This is a genomic window from Agrobacterium sp. 719_389 (assembly GCF_900188475.1).
GTDB classification, from domain to species: domain Bacteria; phylum Pseudomonadota; class Alphaproteobacteria; order Rhizobiales; family Rhizobiaceae; genus Agrobacterium; species Agrobacterium radiobacter.
Genome location: NZ_FYEM01000008.1, coordinates 93,062 through 108,700, shown reverse-complemented (window position 1 = coordinate 108,700; position 15,639 = coordinate 93,062). Strand labels below are relative to the sequence as shown.

At 61.3% G+C, this 15,639-nt stretch carries 19 protein-coding genes; 9 read left to right on the top strand and 10 right to left on the bottom strand.

All coding sequences use genetic code 11. The annotated features are described in order from the left end of the window. Positions 1-35 precede the first annotated feature (35 nt). Positions 36-1,334 carry an adenylosuccinate synthase gene (locus CFB10_RS15750; protein WP_020011634.1) on the bottom strand — a complete coding sequence of 433 codons (1,299 nt, stop codon included), beginning with the start codon at positions 1,332-1,334 and terminating at the stop codon, positions 36-38. A 241-nt stretch (positions 1,335-1,575) separates the two neighbouring features. Here CFB10_RS15750 and CFB10_RS15745 point away from each other — a divergent pair, with 241 nt between their 5' ends. After that, positions 1,576-2,463 (top strand): DMT family transporter, encoded by an 888-nt coding sequence (locus CFB10_RS15745; RefSeq protein ID WP_026363919.1) that lies wholly within the window; start codon positions 1,576-1,578, stop codon positions 2,461-2,463. Positions 2,464-2,555: 92 nt separating this feature from the next. Here CFB10_RS15745 and CFB10_RS15740 read toward each other — a convergent pair whose 3' ends face one another. Further along, positions 2,556-3,089: a transglutaminase-like cysteine peptidase gene (locus tag CFB10_RS15740; protein ID WP_020011636.1), complete on the bottom strand. Its 534-nt coding sequence runs from the start codon at positions 3,087-3,089 to the stop codon at positions 2,556-2,558. 666 nt (positions 3,090-3,755) lie between these two features. Between CFB10_RS15740 and CFB10_RS15730 the strand changes: the two genes are divergently transcribed. Then, the gene (locus CFB10_RS15730) at positions 3,756-4,340 is read left to right on the top strand and encodes a transglycosylase SLT domain-containing protein (protein WP_020011637.1); all 585 of its coding nucleotides are present in this window, start codon (positions 3,756-3,758) and stop codon (positions 4,338-4,340) included. A gap of 127 nt (positions 4,341-4,467) precedes the next feature. On the opposite strand, the gene CFB10_RS15725 is transcribed toward CFB10_RS15730, so the two are convergent. From CFB10_RS15725 to CFB10_RS15705, 5 genes are all read right to left on the bottom strand, one after another. Further along, entirely contained in the window at positions 4,468-5,082 is a 615-nt protein-coding gene (locus CFB10_RS15725) for an alpha/beta hydrolase (protein ID WP_020011638.1), read from the bottom strand. A 243-nt stretch (positions 5,083-5,325) separates the two neighbouring features. Then, entirely contained in the window at positions 5,326-6,270 is a 945-nt protein-coding gene (locus CFB10_RS15720; RefSeq protein WP_020011639.1) for a VOC family protein, read from the bottom strand. Between the two features lie 163 nt (positions 6,271-6,433). Beyond that, a complete protein-coding gene (locus CFB10_RS15715) occupies positions 6,434-7,510 on the bottom strand; it encodes a DUF2218 domain-containing protein (protein WP_020011640.1) in 1,077 nt (358 codons plus the stop codon). A gap of 71 nt (positions 7,511-7,581) precedes the next feature. Continuing rightward, positions 7,582-8,295, bottom strand: coding sequence for a uracil-DNA glycosylase (gene ung, locus CFB10_RS15710; protein ID WP_026363920.1), 714 nt, complete (start codon positions 8,293-8,295; stop codon positions 7,582-7,584). Between the two features lie 18 nt (positions 8,296-8,313). Beyond that, a complete protein-coding gene (locus CFB10_RS15705; protein WP_004429967.1) occupies positions 8,314-8,709 on the bottom strand; it encodes a VOC family protein in 396 nt (131 codons plus the stop codon). A 252-nt stretch (positions 8,710-8,961) separates the two neighbouring features. Between CFB10_RS15705 and CFB10_RS15700 the strand changes: the two genes are divergently transcribed. Then, positions 8,962-9,318: a YbaN family protein gene (locus CFB10_RS15700; RefSeq protein ID WP_026363921.1), complete on the top strand. Its 357-nt coding sequence runs from the start codon at positions 8,962-8,964 to the stop codon at positions 9,316-9,318. Positions 9,319-9,334: 16 nt separating this feature from the next. Here CFB10_RS15700 and CFB10_RS15695 read toward each other — a convergent pair whose 3' ends face one another. Genes CFB10_RS15695 through CFB10_RS15685 form a run of 3 tightly spaced genes read right to left on the bottom strand, consistent with a single transcriptional unit; the run spans position 9,335 to position 12,092 of the window. Continuing rightward, positions 9,335-10,117, bottom strand: coding sequence for a heme ABC transporter ATP-binding protein (locus CFB10_RS15695; protein ID WP_020011644.1), 783 nt, complete (start codon positions 10,115-10,117; stop codon positions 9,335-9,337). Next, entirely contained in the window at positions 10,114-11,202 is a 1,089-nt protein-coding gene (locus tag CFB10_RS15690) for an iron ABC transporter permease (RefSeq protein WP_020011645.1), read from the bottom strand. Before CFB10_RS15690 ends, CFB10_RS15695 begins: the two co-directional genes overlap by 4 nt. Next, on the bottom strand, positions 11,199-12,092 hold the full coding sequence (locus CFB10_RS15685; RefSeq protein WP_026363922.1) for a hemin ABC transporter substrate-binding protein: 894 nt from the start codon (positions 12,090-12,092) through the stop codon (positions 11,199-11,201). The genes CFB10_RS15690 and CFB10_RS15685 overlap by 4 nt, the downstream gene beginning before the upstream one ends. 186 nt (positions 12,093-12,278) lie before the next feature. Here CFB10_RS15685 and CFB10_RS15680 point away from each other — a divergent pair, with 186 nt between their 5' ends. From CFB10_RS15680 to CFB10_RS15655, 6 genes are all read left to right on the top strand, one after another. Continuing rightward, positions 12,279-12,626: an antibiotic biosynthesis monooxygenase gene (locus CFB10_RS15680; protein ID WP_004429958.1), complete on the top strand. Its 348-nt coding sequence runs from the start codon at positions 12,279-12,281 to the stop codon at positions 12,624-12,626. A 9-nt stretch (positions 12,627-12,635) separates the two neighbouring features. Continuing rightward, positions 12,636-13,160: a heme utilization cystosolic carrier protein HutX gene (gene hutX, locus CFB10_RS15675; RefSeq protein ID WP_020011647.1), complete on the top strand. Its 525-nt coding sequence runs from the start codon at positions 12,636-12,638 to the stop codon at positions 13,158-13,160. A gap of 184 nt (positions 13,161-13,344) precedes the next feature. Beyond that, positions 13,345-13,734 carry a hypothetical protein gene (locus CFB10_RS15670; protein ID WP_244559874.1) on the top strand — a complete coding sequence of 130 codons (390 nt, stop codon included), beginning with the start codon at positions 13,345-13,347 and terminating at the stop codon, positions 13,732-13,734. Between the two features lie 151 nt (positions 13,735-13,885). Continuing rightward, positions 13,886-14,425: a DUF2975 domain-containing protein gene (locus CFB10_RS15665; protein ID WP_020011649.1), complete on the top strand. Its 540-nt coding sequence runs from the start codon at positions 13,886-13,888 to the stop codon at positions 14,423-14,425. A 9-nt stretch (positions 14,426-14,434) separates the two neighbouring features. Further along, positions 14,435-14,677: a helix-turn-helix transcriptional regulator gene (locus tag CFB10_RS15660; RefSeq protein ID WP_020011650.1), complete on the top strand. Its 243-nt coding sequence runs from the start codon at positions 14,435-14,437 to the stop codon at positions 14,675-14,677. Positions 14,678-14,770: 93 nt separating this feature from the next. Beyond that, entirely contained in the window at positions 14,771-15,547 is a 777-nt protein-coding gene (locus CFB10_RS15655) for a YbaY family lipoprotein (protein WP_020011651.1), read from the top strand. Positions 15,548-15,639: the final 92 nt, after the last annotated feature.

The following is a 15,639-nucleotide window of genomic DNA, read 5'->3' as shown; positions in this document are numbered from 1 at the left end:
CCGATATGGTTTATGAATCTAGATCGCCGAGGACATTAATCCTCAAACGGATCAGTCACAAGTATGGTGTCGTCACGCTCCGGACTTGTCGACAGAAGCGCGACAGGCGCCCCGATCAATTCCTCGACCTGACGGACATATTTGATTGCCTGAGCAGGCAAATCCGCCCATTTTCGGGCACCGACGGTAGATTCCTTCCAGCCTTCCAGCGTGACGTAAATCGGCTCGACGCGCGCCTGCGCGCCCTGGCTGGCCGGAAGATGGTCGATTTCCTGCCCGTCAAGCTTGTAGCCGACGCAGATTTTCAGCTCGTCGAGACCGTCGAGAACGTCAAGCTTGGTGAGCGCGATGCCGGTAATACCATTGGTGGCGACCGACTGGCGCACCAGCGCGGCATCGAACCAGCCGCAGCGGCGCTTGCGGCCGGTGACGGTGCCGAATTCATGACCCTTTTCGCCCAGGAACTGGCCGATCTCGTCATTCAGTTCGGTCGGGAACGGGCCTTCGCCAACACGGGTGGTGTAGGCCTTGGTGATGCCGAGAATATAACCCAGCGAACCCGGACCCATGCCTGAACCGGCGGCTGCCTGGCCGGCAACGGTGTTGGACGAGGTTACATAAGGATAGGTGCCGTGATCGATATCGAGCAGCGAGCCCTGCGCACCTTCAAACAGGATGCGCGCACCGGCGCGGCGCTTCTTGTCGAGCAGCAGCCAGACGGTTTCGCTGAACGGCAGGATGCGATCGGCAATCGAGCCCAGCTCCTCCATGATGGTTTCATGCGACACTTCAGCGGCACCGAAGCCGCGACGCAGCGCATTGTGATGCGTCAGGATGCGGTCGACCTTGGCCGAAAGCGCTTCCATGTCGGCGAGGTCCATGACGCGAATGGCGCGGCGACCGACCTTGTCTTCGTAAGCCGGGCCGATGCCGCGACGGGTGGTGCCGATCTTGGTGCCGCTGTTGGAGGCGGCGTCTTCGCGCATGCCGTCCAGCTCGCGGTGCAGCGAAAGAATGAGGGTGGCATTGTCGGCGATGCGCAGGTTTTCCGGCGTGACCTTCACGCCCTGCGCTTCCAGACGGCCGATTTCGGCGATCAGCGCATGCGGATCGACCACGACGCCATTGCCGATGACGGCGAGCTTTCCGGGACGCACGACGCCGGACGGCAGAAGCGAAAGCTTGTAGCTGACACCGTCGATGACAAGTGTATGGCCGGCATTATGGCCGCCCTGATACCGCACGACGACATCTGCCCGCTCGGACAGCCAGTCGACAATCTTGCCTTTGCCTTCGTCGCCCCATTGCGAGCCGACCACCACAACATTCGTCATTTCTTGCTTTCCTGCTCATGGCGCTTGCGCGCCCGATAACCCGATGGGAAACCCAAACCCGCGAATGTATACTGTGTTGTTTTACGGAAAGCGACCCTGTTTCTTATGGAGAATTTTGCTTTTTCCGTGACAAGGCGCGGATTTCCCGCATTATCTCGCCCCGTGGGGGCCAAGCGCGGGCGCAAGACCGCCATTCACCCCTTAGCCGTTTTCCCGCCCCGTGAAGAAGCGAAACATCAGCGTGCCCTCCAAAGCCTATATCGCCCTCATCATCGCCACGCTCTGCTGGGGCGGCAACACCGTTGCCGGCAAGCTGGCCGTCGGCCACATCAGCCCCATGGCCTTCACCTTCCTGCGCTGGGTCTTCGCCGTCGCCATCATCTTCGCCATTTCCGTGCCGCAGCTCATCAAGGACTGGCCGGTGGTGAAAAAACGCCTGCCCTATTTCCTCGTGCTCGGCAGCGTCGGTTATACCGCCTTCAACGTGTTTCTCTACACGGCCCTGCAGCACACCTCGGCCATCAACGCCGCCGTCATCCAGGCCGGCATTCCCATGGTCATCTTCGTCTTGAACTTCATCCTGTTCCGCACCCGCGTACTCTTCGGCCAGATCGCCGGCTTCTGCCTTACCGTATCAGGCGTGGCGCTTCTCGCCTCCCATGGCGATCCGATGTCGCTGCTGCAGCTGGAAATGAATGTCGGCGACGCCATCATGCTGCTCGCCGTGCTGGTCTATGCCATCTACACCGTCATCCTGCGCTGGAAACCGTCGGTCGACTGGCGCACGCTGATGGCCATTCCCGCCTTTTTTGCGCTCCTCACCTCCCTGCCGCTGATCTTCTGGGAAATCTCCCGCGACAGCGTCATCTGGCCGGATCAAAAGGGCTGGGTGCTGGTGGTCTATGCCGCCATTTTTGCGTCGCTCATCGCGCAGATTCTCTACATCAAGGGCGTGGAGCAGATCGGCGCCAACCGCGCCGGCCTGTTCATCAACCTCGTGCCCGTCTTCGGCACGCTGCTGTCCGTCTTCGTGCTCAGCGAAACCCTGCACACCTATCAGATCATGGCGCTCATCATGGCGCTGGCGGGCATTGCCGTGGCGGAACGAAAAAAATCGCCGGCTTCCTGAACCCATAAGGATCAGGAAAACCGGCGTAGTCTGGCAGGCATGAAAGAATGGAGCATCGGATCGAAAACTGTTTCCGATGCTCAAACGAAAGGTCAGAGCGCGGTTTCGCGCTCCACCGGAGAAAGGACGGCGTTGCCAAGGATGATATCGCCCTTGTCGGTGGTAACGATCAGCACTTTTTCGAGCGATCCGTCATTGTTCAGCGAAAAGGCAAGGCGCAGGGCGCTGGAAGACCAGCCGGCGCCGGCCAGAGCCGCGCGCTTGATCGCGGCGCAATCACCACAATCGCCAAGGCTCAACGACGGCGTTGCCGGAACATCGGCTGCAAAACCGGAAAAATAATCATCGAGAGCGCCCATGGTGGCGTTCACATCGCGGTTGACGCGCAGCAGTTCCTCGCGACGCTCGCCGGTCAGCGGCGCGGCTATGGTGGAAACGCATTGGCCGGCGGCAAGAACGCAGCCATTGAAACCACCCGGCGCGGAAATACCGATCTGGGTGACGGCGCTTTTCTCGACGGCGGCAAAACCACGGGCAAAACCGGCAGCACCAGCCGCATCGGCATGGGTGGACATGGAAGCAACGGCAATTCCGCAGATAGCGGCAGCAATAATCTTCTTCAGCATTTCATACCCCGTTTTGCGATCCGCCGGCTTGTGCCGGTCTCGATTTCTGTTTTGTGGAAGCGTCTCTTTCAAAGGCCGCTCCCCGTCTGTGATCCCACAATGGCACAGCACTGTTTTCAGCCGCTTTAAGCCGATTGCTACAATTTTATCGGTTTTCATTTTTGTACAGAGAACGCTTTTTTTCGAATATGCGCCGGTATCGTCGCCGCGAATTCCGGGGCAACGTCGGGAAGCAAGAAAGGGGCCGCATCGCTGCGGGGGTATCAAAGGGTATTGCAGGGTTTTGCAGACGATGCGGCCCCGGCTTCAAACATATGACCCGCCCGCCAAACCGGTTCCTGTTTGGAGGATGGGCATATGCCGGCCGCCTCAACCGTGACATCGGGAAATTCCCCGGTTTCGGCCGCCTGCCCCACCCATCCTGCGCCGCGCGCACGCCTGATGACCGGGATGGGCCAAGTATAGCCGGGCCGGCGGGACCGGGGACGCGCGGGGATAAACGCATCTTGAAAAAAGGCGCTCCGGAGGCGGTTTCGCCCCATCCCGGACACAGGAATTTTCAGCGGGTTAACGGCCGCCCGATCGGCGGCATTTGAATTAACCTTGTCTTAAAACCCGACGTTAATGGTTAGCAATTTAAGAATAGCGGAACGAAAGGGTTCCGTTATGCGTGGCGTATCTGCCGTTGTTTTCCTGATGCTCGTTCTCGCCGGTTGCGCCACCGCACCGTCGCAGGTGACCAATGCCTGTGCGATTTTCGAGCAGCGGAACGGCATCTTCAACAATTGGCGGCGCGACGCGAAAGCGGCCGAGCGGGAGTTCGGCGTGCCCGTGCCTGTCATGATGGCGACGATCTACACCGAATCCGCCTTCCGCCCCTATGCACGGCCGCCCCGCACCAAGCTTCTCGGCTTCATTCCGTGGAAACGCCAGTCGACGGCTTATGGTTACGCGCAGGCGCTTGACGGCACATGGAGTGTTTACCAGCGTGAAACCGGCCGCTGGTCGGCAAGCCGCACCGATTTCACCGACGCCATCCACTTCGTCGGCTGGTATCACGCAAAGAGCCGGCGCGAAAACGGCATTTCGCTGAACGACCCCTATAATCTCTACCTCGCTTATTATTCCGGCCATGGCGGTTATGCGAAGGGCAGCTGGCGCAACAATTCCGCGGTCCAGAAGGCCGCCCGCCGCTCCGCCAACATGGCGCTGCGTTACGAGGCGCAGTTGCAGCAATGCGGATATCGCTGAGGCTGGGGCGGGAATAGCCTGGTCTGCGGTTGATAGTGCCCAAACCTCTCCGCCGTCATCCTCGGGTCAAGCCCGCATGCGCCTGAGTTCCCCGCCTGAGAGAGAAAGCCGATAGTAGCGCCGCACTTTACGCCCCATAAGCCGCCAGAAAACCCCTGACCGCATCGATCTCGCCCGAGCGGATTTCATGCCCGCCCGGATGCCACACGGTTTCCACCGCACCACCCTGCGCCTTGAGGCTCTGTTCCAGCGCCTTCGTCAGCGGTACGGGGCAGATCGGATCGCGTTCACCGGCGGTGATCAGCACCCGGCGCGTGGCTTTGGCGGGAGAAATCTTCGGCTCGAACGGGATGAGCGGATGCATCAGCACCGCAGCGTCGAAAAGCTCGGGCTGTTCGATCAGCACATTGGCAAGAATATTCGCGCCATTGGAAAAACCGAGACCGATGACCGGCCCGGCCTGATAATGCTCCCGGTTCGCCTTGACGAAATCGGCGAGCTTTTCGGTTGCGCGCTGAAGGTCGGCCATGTCGTAGACGCCCTCGCCCGTGCGCCGGAAAAACCGCGCCGCACCGTGTTCGGAAACATCGCCGACCGGCGAGAGAATGGTGGCCTCAGGCAACAGGCGCGAGCCGAAATCGAAGAACTGGTTTTCATCACCGCCGGTGCCATGCAGTAAAACGAAAAGCGGTGCGCCCGCAACGCCGGCGCGGGATTTGTGGAAATAGCTGTCCTTGGTCATGGGAGAATCCTTTCTGAAAGGAGGAGGTTCAACGGCTTCCGCAAGGTCTCTTCGGCCAAGCAGAGCAGCCATGTGGAGCGAACGGACACGGCTTGTTTCTTCTCCCCGAGGGGGAGAAGTCCGCGGTAGCGGGATGAGGGGGCAAGGGTACGGTCTATCGTGAGCGTTGCCCCCTCATCCGACCCTTCGGGCCACCTTCTCCCCAAACGGGGAGAAGAAATACGTGGCAACACTATCGAGAGGTTAAACCGCCTTCTCATCACCCAGCGGTTCCAGATGCTCTTCCAGCACGGAGCGCAGGTGCGCATGCTGGGTGGGCAGCTTCAGCGCTTCGCCGAGATGGGCGGTGTCCTCGTCGCGGTCGAAACCGGGCTCGTTGGTGGCCACTTCGAACAGCACGCCGCCCGGGGTGCGGAAATAGATCGCCCAGAAATAATCGCGGTCAATGACAGGCGTCACCTGATAGCCGGTATCCATCAGCGCCTTGCGCACCTCCAGCTGCTTTTCGCGGTTTTCGACCGCAAAGGCGATGTGGTGCACGGACCCCGCACCCAGCCGCGCGCCAGAAATATTCGGCATGGTTTCGATGTCGATAAAGTCGGCACCGTTACCGCCGGGAATACCGAGGCGCAGAACGCCGTCCTGGCGATCCACTTCCTGATAACCCATGAATTTCAAAAGCTCGGCCGTCGCACCTTCATCGCGAAGTCGCAAGGAGGCGCCCTGAAAACCATGGATCGCCTGATCCGCGCCGACGCCGTTGCCGATCCACTGCGCACGATTGTCGTCCCTGACCTCGACCAGCGCAAAACCGTCTCCATCGGGCCCTGCGAAATGCAGGCGCTTGTTGCCAAAGGCTTCATCCGCCTTCAGGCCATCCACGCCGGCCTTGGAAAGACGGTCCTGCCAGTGGCCGAGCGACCCTTCCGGAACGGAAAACAGCGTCGTGCCGACCTCGCCGGTGCCGGGACGGCCGCGGGCGATATGCGGGAACGGGAAATAGGTCATGACGGAGCCGGGCGTGCCGACTTCATCACCATAATAGAGGTGATAAACGTCAGGCGCGTCGAAATTGACCGTCTTTTTCACCCGGCGCAGGCCGAGCGTATCGGTGAAAAAACTGTTGTTCTGGCGCGCGCTCGCCGCCATCGACGTGACGTGGTGCAGGCCCTTGATCTGGTTGAGCATGATAAACCCCTTCTTGCCTGGCGGGCCTCATGGTTGGGCCTGCCCTGTTCATGGCGTAAAGATGGGGCAACAGCCCTCTCAGGCATAGAGTGGACAACGGGAACGGATTGTTCCCGAATGGTGAACGATAGAACCGACTGTTCAACGAGCCCGATAGGGCAACTCAATGATCGTCGGCAACGCCCAGGCTCCAGTAGCCGACGGCGCGCAGCGACGCTTTCGGGAAAGAAATCTCGTCGGTGAGGAAGGATTTTGCCGCCCTCGCCTCGGATTTTTCGCAGGCGACAAAGACGTGCAGGCCGTCATGATCCGCGCTCCAGGCATGGTCGCGCAGCGCTTTTTCAATGAGGCCGGCGGTGCCAGAGGGCTTGCCGCGGCGATAAAGCCATGTCCACTCGACATTTGCCGCGCAGACGATTTCCTGCCGCTCGGCTTCGTCATCGATTTCGGCATAGACGCTCAGCTTTTTCCCGGCCGGCATTTCGGCCGCCATGCGCAGCATCACCGGCAGCGCCGTCTCGTCACCCGCAAAGACATAACGCTCAGCGTCCGGGCAAACACCGCTCGGGCCGATGATGCCAAGAACATTACCGGGTTTCGCCGTTGCGCCGAAGGTTGCGCCCGGCATGTGGTCGCCCTCATGCATGACGAAGTCGATATCGACTTCACCGCGCGCAATATCGCCGGAACGGATGGTGTAGACGCGCCGTGTCAGAAGATCATCGCCCGCCGGCCAGACAATCGCCCCGGTGGGCGCAAGATAGGGCCAGACCGGCGCACGGGCCTGATCCGGCACCAGAAGCAGGCGCACATGCATGCCCCCGGTCAGCAGCCTTTCGATGCCGCTTTCGACCGATACCACCAGCCGGCGCATATGCGGTGTCAGATTATAGGCGCGGGCGACCTTGCCGACGAAAAGATTGGGCAGTTCACGCTGCTCTGCGCCATGGCCGCTCCAGCGGAAATCCAGCCCCGTTTCACCGGTGAATTCGACGATATGCTCGGCCACCATCGCCTTTACAGACATCAATATATGTTCGGAAATGCAGCTGACCCTAGCGGCAAAACGGCCGCCTTCGGCGCTGAAGCTGCCATGGCCATATTCGGTCTTGAACCGCACCGTCGCACCTTCGCGTTCCATCTCCATATGCTCGGAAAAATGATCCTCGAAAGCATCAACGATCGACAGCGGATCGGACAGCGAGACGGAGGTTTCGGCAGACAGGAGAGACACGGGCATAATCCTTCACTTTGTAGTCCGGTTATCTTTAATCCCGACAACCGCAAAGCGTAAAGACATTTTATGAGTGTCTAGAGAAGGTTTTTGTCGCCGCCCGCCGTTTCCGGCAATTGCCAGTCGATCGGCTGGCGGCCATGGGAGACGAGAAAGGCGTTTGCCTTGGAAAAATGGCCATTGCCGAAAAAGCCGTTATGGGCCGAAAGCGGGGACGGGTGCGGCGAGCGCAGCACGAGGTGCTTGCGCTGGTCCACGAAGGCGGCCTTCTTCTGGGCATAGGAGCCCCAGAGCAGAAAGACGACATGGTCGCATTCATCGTTGACGGCGCGGATGACGGCGTCGGTGAATTTTTCCCAGCCCTGCCCCTGATGCGAGGCGGCGCGGGACTCTTCCACCGTCAGCACGCTGTTGAGCAGAAGCACGCCCTGTTTCGCCCAGCTTTCCAGAAAGCCGTGACCGACCGGGCGGATACCGAGATCGGCCTGCAATTCCTTGTAGATATTGACGAGCGAAGGCGGAATGCGCACGCCGGGCTGGACGGAAAAGCACAGCCCATGCGCCTGGCCAAGCCCGTGATAGGGATCCTGACCTAAAATGACGACCTTCACCTCATCGAGAGGCGTGAGATCGAGAGCGCGGAAATATTCCGCGCCCTTCGGGAAGATGCGCTTGCCGGCGGTCTTTTCGGCAAGCAGGAACTCTTTCAGCCTGAGCATGTAGGGGCTGGCGAATTCGCCGGAGAGAACGCGCTTCCAGCTGTCTTCGAGTTTGACGCCTGCCTCTGCCATGCCCGCCTCCATCAGAGCTTATTTGAACCGGTTGCCGCGCTGCAGCACTTCGATCTTGTAACCATCGGGATCGCAGATGAAAAAGTATTTTGCGAAAGGCTGGCCCTTATAATCGGCCTCGATGATCTTGCCGGGAGAAAGGCCCACCTCGATGAAGCGCTGGTGTTCAGCGTCCACATCGGCAACGCTGACGGCAAGGTGGCCGTAGCCGTCGCCCAGCGCATAGGGCACTTCGCGGCCACGGTTGACGGTCAGTTCCAGCTCGAAATCGCCCTCGGCATTGCTGAGATAGATCAGCGTGAAATTCTCGAACTCGGCGCGTTCCGCAATTTCAAGGCCGAAAGCCTGTTTGTAAAATTCCACCGAACGCTTTTCGTCCAGCACCCGGACCATCGAGTGGATCAGCTTGGCCATGGTGTTTTCCTTCTTCTTCCTGTTGACGGCCCGGTTATGCTCCGGGCATCGCGGCCCAAGGGGATAAAGACTGAGCGCCGCGCTTTCAACCCTAAAGGCGCTCTGCGACAGGACGTAGCGGCCAGATCACGGCAAATGTGATGGCAAAAACCCCTGGTTTTTCAGGTGCGGCCGGGACCTGCGGCAACGGGGCCGCATGGTTTTGGGCCCGCCGCTCTATCCTGAGTGATGAACTCATGATACCGGCTAGGCATGCGCCTCTTATACCTCTGTCTTGGCTGGCTGATGGTCGCGACCGGCATTGTCGGCGCGTTTCTTCCCGTTTTGCCCACCACGCCGTTCCTGCTTCTGGCGCTCTGGTGTTTTTCGCGTTCTTCGCCAAAACTCGAGGCGTGGCTGCTGGCCCACCCCAGATTCGGCCCTTCCCTGCGCCGGTGGCGCGAACGCGGCGCAATCGCCCGCAACGCCAAGATCGCGGCGCTTTCGGCCATGTCCGTCAGCTATGCCGCTTTCTGGTTCCTGAGCGAGCCGCCGCCGCTGCGGGCAGCCATCGTCGCCGCCGTCATGCTTGGCTCTGCGCTCTTCATCGCCACCCGCCCGGAAAGCTGAGGCGAAGGACAGGTCCTTAACGGTGCCGCGACTGCGGCAGCACGTAAGGAATATGCCGCGCCGGCAGCCGGCCGACGACGCCGCCAATGCCATAGACCCTGGCGATGGTCTCGTCGCTGATCGTTTCCAGCGAAGGACCGCTCGCCGTCACCCGGCCGCCATGCATGACGATAAGTTGATCGGCAAATTCCGCCGCAAGATTGAGATCGTGCAGGATGGCGAGCACCAACCCGCCGCCGCTTGCAAAGTCGCGCGCCGTTTCCAGCACGGCGATCTGGTGCCCGATATCGAGGCTGGCCGTCGGCTCGTCGAGAAAGAGCGCCCGCGCCTCACCATTTTCCAGCGGAAAAGGCACCTGCGCCAGCGCCCGGGCAAACTGCACCCGCTGCTGCTCGCCGCCTGAGAGCATGTTGTAGGAGCGCTGCTCAAAACCGCGCAGCCCGGCCTTGGCAAGCGCCCGGCGTGCCTGTTCTTCCGGCGTAGGAGACCCCTGCGCCACCGCTCCCATGCGCACGATTTCGAGCGCCGTGAAAGGAAACGCCAGCTGGGTGCTCTGCGGCAGCACGGCCCTGATACGGGCAAGCTGGACCGGCGTGAAGGCCGGCAGGTCGACCTCGTTATAGGTTACCGAACCGCTCTCGGCGCGCATCTCGCCCGAGAGAACCTTCATCAGCGTGGATTTGCCGGCGCCGTTGGGGCCGATGATGACATTGACCTTGCCGGGCTTCAGATCAACGCTGACCGTATCGAGCAGCCGGCGGCCGGAGCGGATGAGGGTGAGGTTTTCGGCCCGGATCATGACATGTTCCGCATGGAAAAGCCGCCGCGTCCCAAGAGCAGGAACAGGAAGACCGGCGCACCGATAAGCGCCGTGACGACGCCGATCGGCAGCTCCGCAGGCGCAGCCACCGTGCGGGCGAAACTGTCGGCCAGCAGCAAAAGCGCGGCCCCGCCAAGTGCCGACGCCGGCAGCAGGAAACGATGCGACGGGCCAATGGCGAGGCGAAGCAGATGCGGCACGACGATGCCGACGAAACCGATGGAACCGGCGGCCGCCACGCTTGCCCCGCAGGCGGCGGCAACGGCCAGAATGACGATCCGTTTCAGCCGCTGCACCGGAATGCCCATGTGAAAGGCGGCCGCATCCCCGAGGATCAGCGCATCGAGCCCGCGGGCAACGAAGGGAATGATGGCGAGAACGACGATGATGAAAGGCAGGGTCGCGAGCACCTTGGCGGGCGTGGCCCCGCCGAGCGAGCCGAGCGACCAGAAGGTGATGTCGCGCAGCGCCCGGTCATCCGCCACGAAAATCATCAGCCCGGTCAGCGCGCCGCTGATTGCCGCGACCGCAATGCCCGCCAGAATGAGCGTGGTGGTGGAGGTCGCGCCGTCCTTGGTGGCGATCAGGTAAAGCACCCAGGTGTTCAGCAGTCCGCCGAAGAATGCCATGATCGGCAGGAAATTCGGGCCGAAAAACACGGCCACCGTAGCAAGCGCGCCTTCCCCAAGAGATATGGCCGCAACCGCAAACAGCGCCGCACCCGAGGTGACTCCGACAATGCCGGGATCGGCCAGCGGATTGCGGAACAGGCCCTGCATCATCGCCCCTGAAACGGCAAGTCCCGCACCGATCAACATGCCGAGCGCGGTGCGCGGCAGGCGCACGGCCTCGAGAATGATCCTGTCGCGCGCATCAAGCTGATCCGCGCCGCCGGTAAGATAGGCGAAGAGTTCTGAAATGCCGACGCCCGTGGGTCCGCTGACCAGCGACACGCCGCAGGCAAACAGCAGGATGCCGACGAGGACGGCAAGGGTGACAACCCCCTGACGGGATCTGTCGCCGGCAACGCCGCCCTCGGTCGAACTCAAGACGGCAAGGCTCACGGCTTCACCACGTCAGGATAGAGCTTGTTTGCCAGCTCACGACCGGCGGCCGGCGTGCGCGGGCCGAAACCGATGAGATAAAGCCCATCCATGCTGATGAGAGCCTTGCTTGCGGCGGCAGGCGTGGACTGGAAGGCGGGAAGCGCGAAAGTCTCGTCCGCCTTGGCGGCGTGGTCGCCGCGCGCCATGGTCAGGACCACGTCGGGTGCTGCGGCAATGACCGCCTCGTCCGTCAGCGGCTTGTAACCCGTAATCTCCTGCGCCGCATTTATGCCGCCCGCCATTTCGATGATCGCCGCCGCTTCGGTATCCTTGCCCGCCGCCATGATGCGGCCGCCGGCGGCGGAAAGCACGAAGAGAACGCGCTTTCTGCCCTTTTCCGGGATGGCGGAGACATCCTTGGCGAGTGCATCGAGCCCGGCTCTGGTTTCTGCCGCCAGCGCCTTCGCCTTGTCCGAGAGACCCACGGCCGCGCCGACATCCTCGATCTTTTTGGGGATTGCGTCGCCGCTCGGCGGCGTGTCGACGGTGACGAAAGGCACAGCACTTGCCTTCAGGATGGCGATGACATCGGCCGGGCCGGAACCGTCTTCCGAAAGAATGAGATCCGGCTTCTGCGACAGGATGCCTTCCGACGACAGCGCCCGCATGTAACCGATGTCAGGCTTGGCGAGCGCATCGGCCGGATAGCTGCTGGTGCTGTCGCGGGCCACGATACGGTCTCCTGCACCCAACGCATAAAGGATTTCCGTCACCGTACCGCCCACCGCGACGATGCGTTTCGCCTCCGGATTACCCTTGTCCGAAGCCATGGCAGCCGGCGCGGCAAAAGTGATTGCGGCGGGCACGAGGGCGGCGAGAACGAAGGAACGAAGGCGGGAATTCAACATGGCGTTATCCTGAAACACGACCCGGCGCCGGTTTGCCCGCGCCACTAATCTTGAGTTATTTACACATGTTTATACACCGCGCAATCGATAAGTGGAGTAAATTTGTTCGCTTTGTCGTGAACCCCTTCCCAACCCCATCCGGGCCGGATATCCTGACTGAAACAGGAAACTTAAAGGGAGACTTTCATGTTTATCGCAATGAACCGCTTTCGTGTCGTGCCGGGTTATGAAGACACCTTCGAATCCATCTGGCGCGAGCGCAAATCGCATCTCAGCGAATTGCCGGGCTATATCGAATTTCACATGCTGAAAGGCCCGAAGGCGGACGACCATACGCTTTATGCCTCGCACACCGTCTGGGCCACCAAGGACGACTTCCTTGCCTGGACGAAATCCGAACAGTTCCGCGCCGCCCACGCCAAGGCCGGCGAAAACCGCGGCAAGGTGGAATATCTTTCCGGCCCGCATTTCGAAGGCTTCGACGTCATCATCCATGAAGACAAGAATGGCGAGCGCCGTTCGATTGCCGCCTGAGGCCGTCCGATGAGCATTGCAGCCCAGAAGACCGATGACGACAGGCGGGCCCGCGCCGCATCAGCCCTTGCCGAAAAGCCCGATGGCATCGTGGAGGCCATTGCCGCCAAGGCCGAAGTGACGCCTGCTGAAATTCTGGCGATTCTGCCTGAGGGTGCGGCCGTTTCCGCTGCCGCCGACCAATTCGACGCCATCTGGAACGAGATGCGCGGCTGGGGAGAAGTCCTGATGATCGTGCAGACCGGCGATATCGTGCTGGAAGTGCCCGGCCACCTGCCGGAAGGCACGGAAAGCCATGGCTGGTTCAACATCCATGGGGACAGCCCCATAGGCGGTCACATCAAGAAGGACAATTGCGCCGGGATCACCTTCGTCGATCGCGGTTTTCACGGTCGCCGCTCCTGTTCCGTCTGGTTCATGAACGCCGCCGGCGGCGCCATGTTCAAGATTTTCGTCCGCCGTGACGAGAACAAGGAACTGCTGGCCGGACAGCTTGCGAAGTTCGAAGCGCTGCGGGACGGTTTCCGCGGTTGAAAAGGCGCAGGGCTGCCACGGCAAAGTGGCAGCCTCTTCCGAGGTCGATTATCCACCGACGGAATGAAACTGCCTTAAAATAAATAATTGTCGTTTTACGATAAAAAATGTTGAAAAATCGATGTTCCTGATTGAGATTGGCCGCCGTCGGCCGATCCAGCCGTCATTTGAAAAAGGAACCTCGATGATGAAGAAATTATTCACCGCCGCCGTGGTGAGCGTGGTGCTGCAGGCCTGCCTTGTCTCACTCCCGGCGCAGGCAGCGGGCGGTCAGGACCCGGCCTCCGCGGAACGCACGCTCAGAATCGTTCTTGAGGAAGCACGCAGCGGCAGCCTCAACCTCTCGCGCTTCGAAGATGACATCGTCGCCGATGTCCGGGCCAATGCGGGCGCGGTTTCGGGTGAAATCAGACGCCGTGGCAAGGTGACGGCCATGCAATATCTCGGAAGACAGGCGACCGAGGCGGGTGATCTTCACAGATTCAAAGTCACCTTCGAAAAGGGCCAGATGCTCTGGTCGCTCATTCTCAACACGCGCGGCCAGATCGCCAATATCGACATGGAAGCCCCCTGACCCCCTTTTTCGTGTGCCGGTGGGATGCAAAGCGCGCCCGCCGGCAGGCATGAACGGCGTCATCAGCCCAGCAAGATGGCCTGCGGTCTCGATTGACGTTATAAATTTATCGTCTTACAGGAATTGAAGGACAAAACCACCGGATCACCTGATGACCGACCCATCCATCAGCCGCCGCATCGCCCGGGTCAGCCGTATCCTGATATGGCTTTCCTTCGTTTTTGCAGGCACCCTCATCGCCGCTTATGTCGCCATATGGGCCGATACGGAAACCCTGCGGACGGTGATTGAAGGGCAGATCCTGCCGCCTGCCACGCCTTACATGCTCACCGACGCCGTGCTTGTCACCGGTTTTATCGTCGGGCTTCTGCCGCTCCTGGCCGTGCTTGGCGGGCTCTGGTTTGCCGTCCTTCTTTTCCGGCTTTTCGAAAGGGGCGAGGTCTTTACGCAGACGTCAGGCAAAAGGCTGATCCAGGTCGGTGTCGCGCTTGCCGCATTGCTGCCGGCGCAGATCGTCATGACCGGCTCTGCTTCCTTTCTGCTGACGATGGGCAATCCCGTTCCGAGCATCTCCTTTTCTTTTGAGAGCACGCAGATGCTTGTGGGCTTTGCCGGCGGGTTGATGATTGTCGTTGGCTGGGTGCTGGGGGAAGCGACGCGCATCGCCGATGAAAACCGCGAATTCATCTAGGAAACGACCGTGCCGATCATCGTCAATCTGGATGTCATGCTTGCAAAACGGAAGATGCGATCAAAGGAGCTCGCGGCCCGTATCGGCATTACCGAACAGAATCTTTCAATCCTGAAATCCGGCAGGGCGAAAGGCGTGCGCTTCGAAACCCTCGAAAAGATCTGCGAGGCGCTGGACTGCCAGCCCGGAGACCTTCTCGAATACAGGCATGGCCCCTCTGTCGTCACCGATGAGGTGACGGACGAAACCTGAAAGCGACGGGCAGTCCCGTTGGTTCATCGCCCGTTCAGTGCCGTTTTTTATCATCCGGTTGAATTCGAACGGAACCAGCACGGAGCAAGCACCATGACCGACCGCCAACCTCTTCTTTCGCGCCGCAGTTTCGCCGGGCTTGTCGCGCTCGCGCCGCTGTTTGCGGCAAGTGGTGCGGTCGCCGCGCCGGCAAGCCTGCGTGGCAGCGTCTCCTATCGCGAGCGCATCGCCCTGCCGCCGGGCGCGACCGTCACCGTGCGCCTGATCGATGTTTCGCTGGCGGATGCGCCGTCGCAGACGATTGCCGAAACCACCATCCGCCCGCGTGGCCAGGTGCCGGTGCCTTTCGTGCTGCGTTATGACGACCGCGACATCAGGGGCCGCCGTTCCTATGCGCTGAGCGCCGAAATCCGCGACCGCGACCGGCTGCTCTTCACCACCACCCGCCGTTACTCCGTCCTGACCGGCGGTCGCGACGATACCGATCTCGTGCTGGAGCGTGTCGGCGCGGGTCCGGGCAGGCCGGAGCCGGAAGCCGGTCTCGACGGACGCTGGCTGGTGCAGGAGATCCGCGGCGAACGGGTTCGCGGCCGCCGCCAGGCGACGCTGGAAATTACCCGCGAGGGCCGCGTTTCCGGCAATGCCGGCTGCAACGGCATCGGCGGCGAGGTGAAGATCAGCCGCAACCGCGTCGATTTCGGCCGGATGATCTCCACCCAGATGGCCTGCGCGCCTGACATCATGCGCCAGGAGCGGCAGTTCATCGAAGCGCTGGAAGGCGCGCGCTCCTTCCGGCTGGAACCGCGTCGCGGCACGCTGGAACTGATCGACGGCCGCGGCCGCCCGGCCATGCGTCTGCGCCGCGCCTGACCGGCGCAGCCCTCCCCCTCAGAATGCCGGCGCCGCCGTGCTGGCCATGGAACATTCCATGTCGCTTCCGGCACGGCGCGCGCCCGTTTCCC

Bases quoted from the DNA above. Each gene is read 5' to 3' on its own strand.
- CFB10_RS15705 (WP_004429967.1), bottom strand. From the start codon at position 8,709: ATGGCCAAGCTGATCCACTCGATGGTCCGGGTGCTGGACGAAAAGCGT.
- CFB10_RS15740 (WP_020011636.1), bottom strand. From the start codon at position 3,089: ATGCTGAAGAAGATTATTGCTGCCGCTATCTGCGGAATTGCCGTTGCT.
- ung (WP_026363920.1), bottom strand. From the start codon at position 8,295: ATGGCAGAGGCAGGCGTCAAACTCGAAGACAGCTGGAAGCGCGTTCTC.
- CFB10_RS15665 (WP_020011649.1), top strand. From the start codon at position 13,886: ATGACCGACCCATCCATCAGCCGCCGCATCGCCCGGGTCAGCCGTATC.
- CFB10_RS15700 (WP_026363921.1), top strand. From the start codon at position 8,962: ATGCGCCTCTTATACCTCTGTCTTGGCTGGCTGATGGTCGCGACCGGC.
- CFB10_RS15695 (WP_020011644.1), bottom strand. From the start codon at position 10,117: ATGATCCGGGCCGAAAACCTCACCCTCATCCGCTCCGGCCGCCGGCTG.
- CFB10_RS15685 (WP_026363922.1), bottom strand. From the start codon at position 12,092: ATGTTGAATTCCCGCCTTCGTTCCTTCGTTCTCGCCGCCCTCGTGCCC.
- CFB10_RS15725 (WP_020011638.1), bottom strand. From the start codon at position 5,082: ATGACCAAGGACAGCTATTTCCACAAATCCCGCGCCGGCGTTGCGGGC.
- CFB10_RS15720 (WP_020011639.1), bottom strand. From the start codon at position 6,270: ATGCTCAACCAGATCAAGGGCCTGCACCACGTCACGTCGATGGCGGCG.
- CFB10_RS15730 (WP_020011637.1), top strand. From the start codon at position 3,756: ATGCGTGGCGTATCTGCCGTTGTTTTCCTGATGCTCGTTCTCGCCGGT.
- CFB10_RS15655 (WP_020011651.1), top strand. From the start codon at position 14,771: ATGACCGACCGCCAACCTCTTCTTTCGCGCCGCAGTTTCGCCGGGCTT.
- CFB10_RS15670 (WP_244559874.1), top strand. From the start codon at position 13,345: ATGATGAAGAAATTATTCACCGCCGCCGTGGTGAGCGTGGTGCTGCAG.
- hutX (WP_020011647.1), top strand. From the start codon at position 12,636: ATGAGCATTGCAGCCCAGAAGACCGATGACGACAGGCGGGCCCGCGCC.
- CFB10_RS15680 (WP_004429958.1), top strand. From the start codon at position 12,279: ATGTTTATCGCAATGAACCGCTTTCGTGTCGTGCCGGGTTATGAAGAC.
- CFB10_RS15715 (WP_020011640.1), bottom strand. From the start codon at position 7,510: ATGCCCGTGTCTCTCCTGTCTGCCGAAACCTCCGTCTCGCTGTCCGAT.
- CFB10_RS15750 (WP_020011634.1), bottom strand. From the start codon at position 1,334: ATGACGAATGTTGTGGTGGTCGGCTCGCAATGGGGCGACGAAGGCAAA.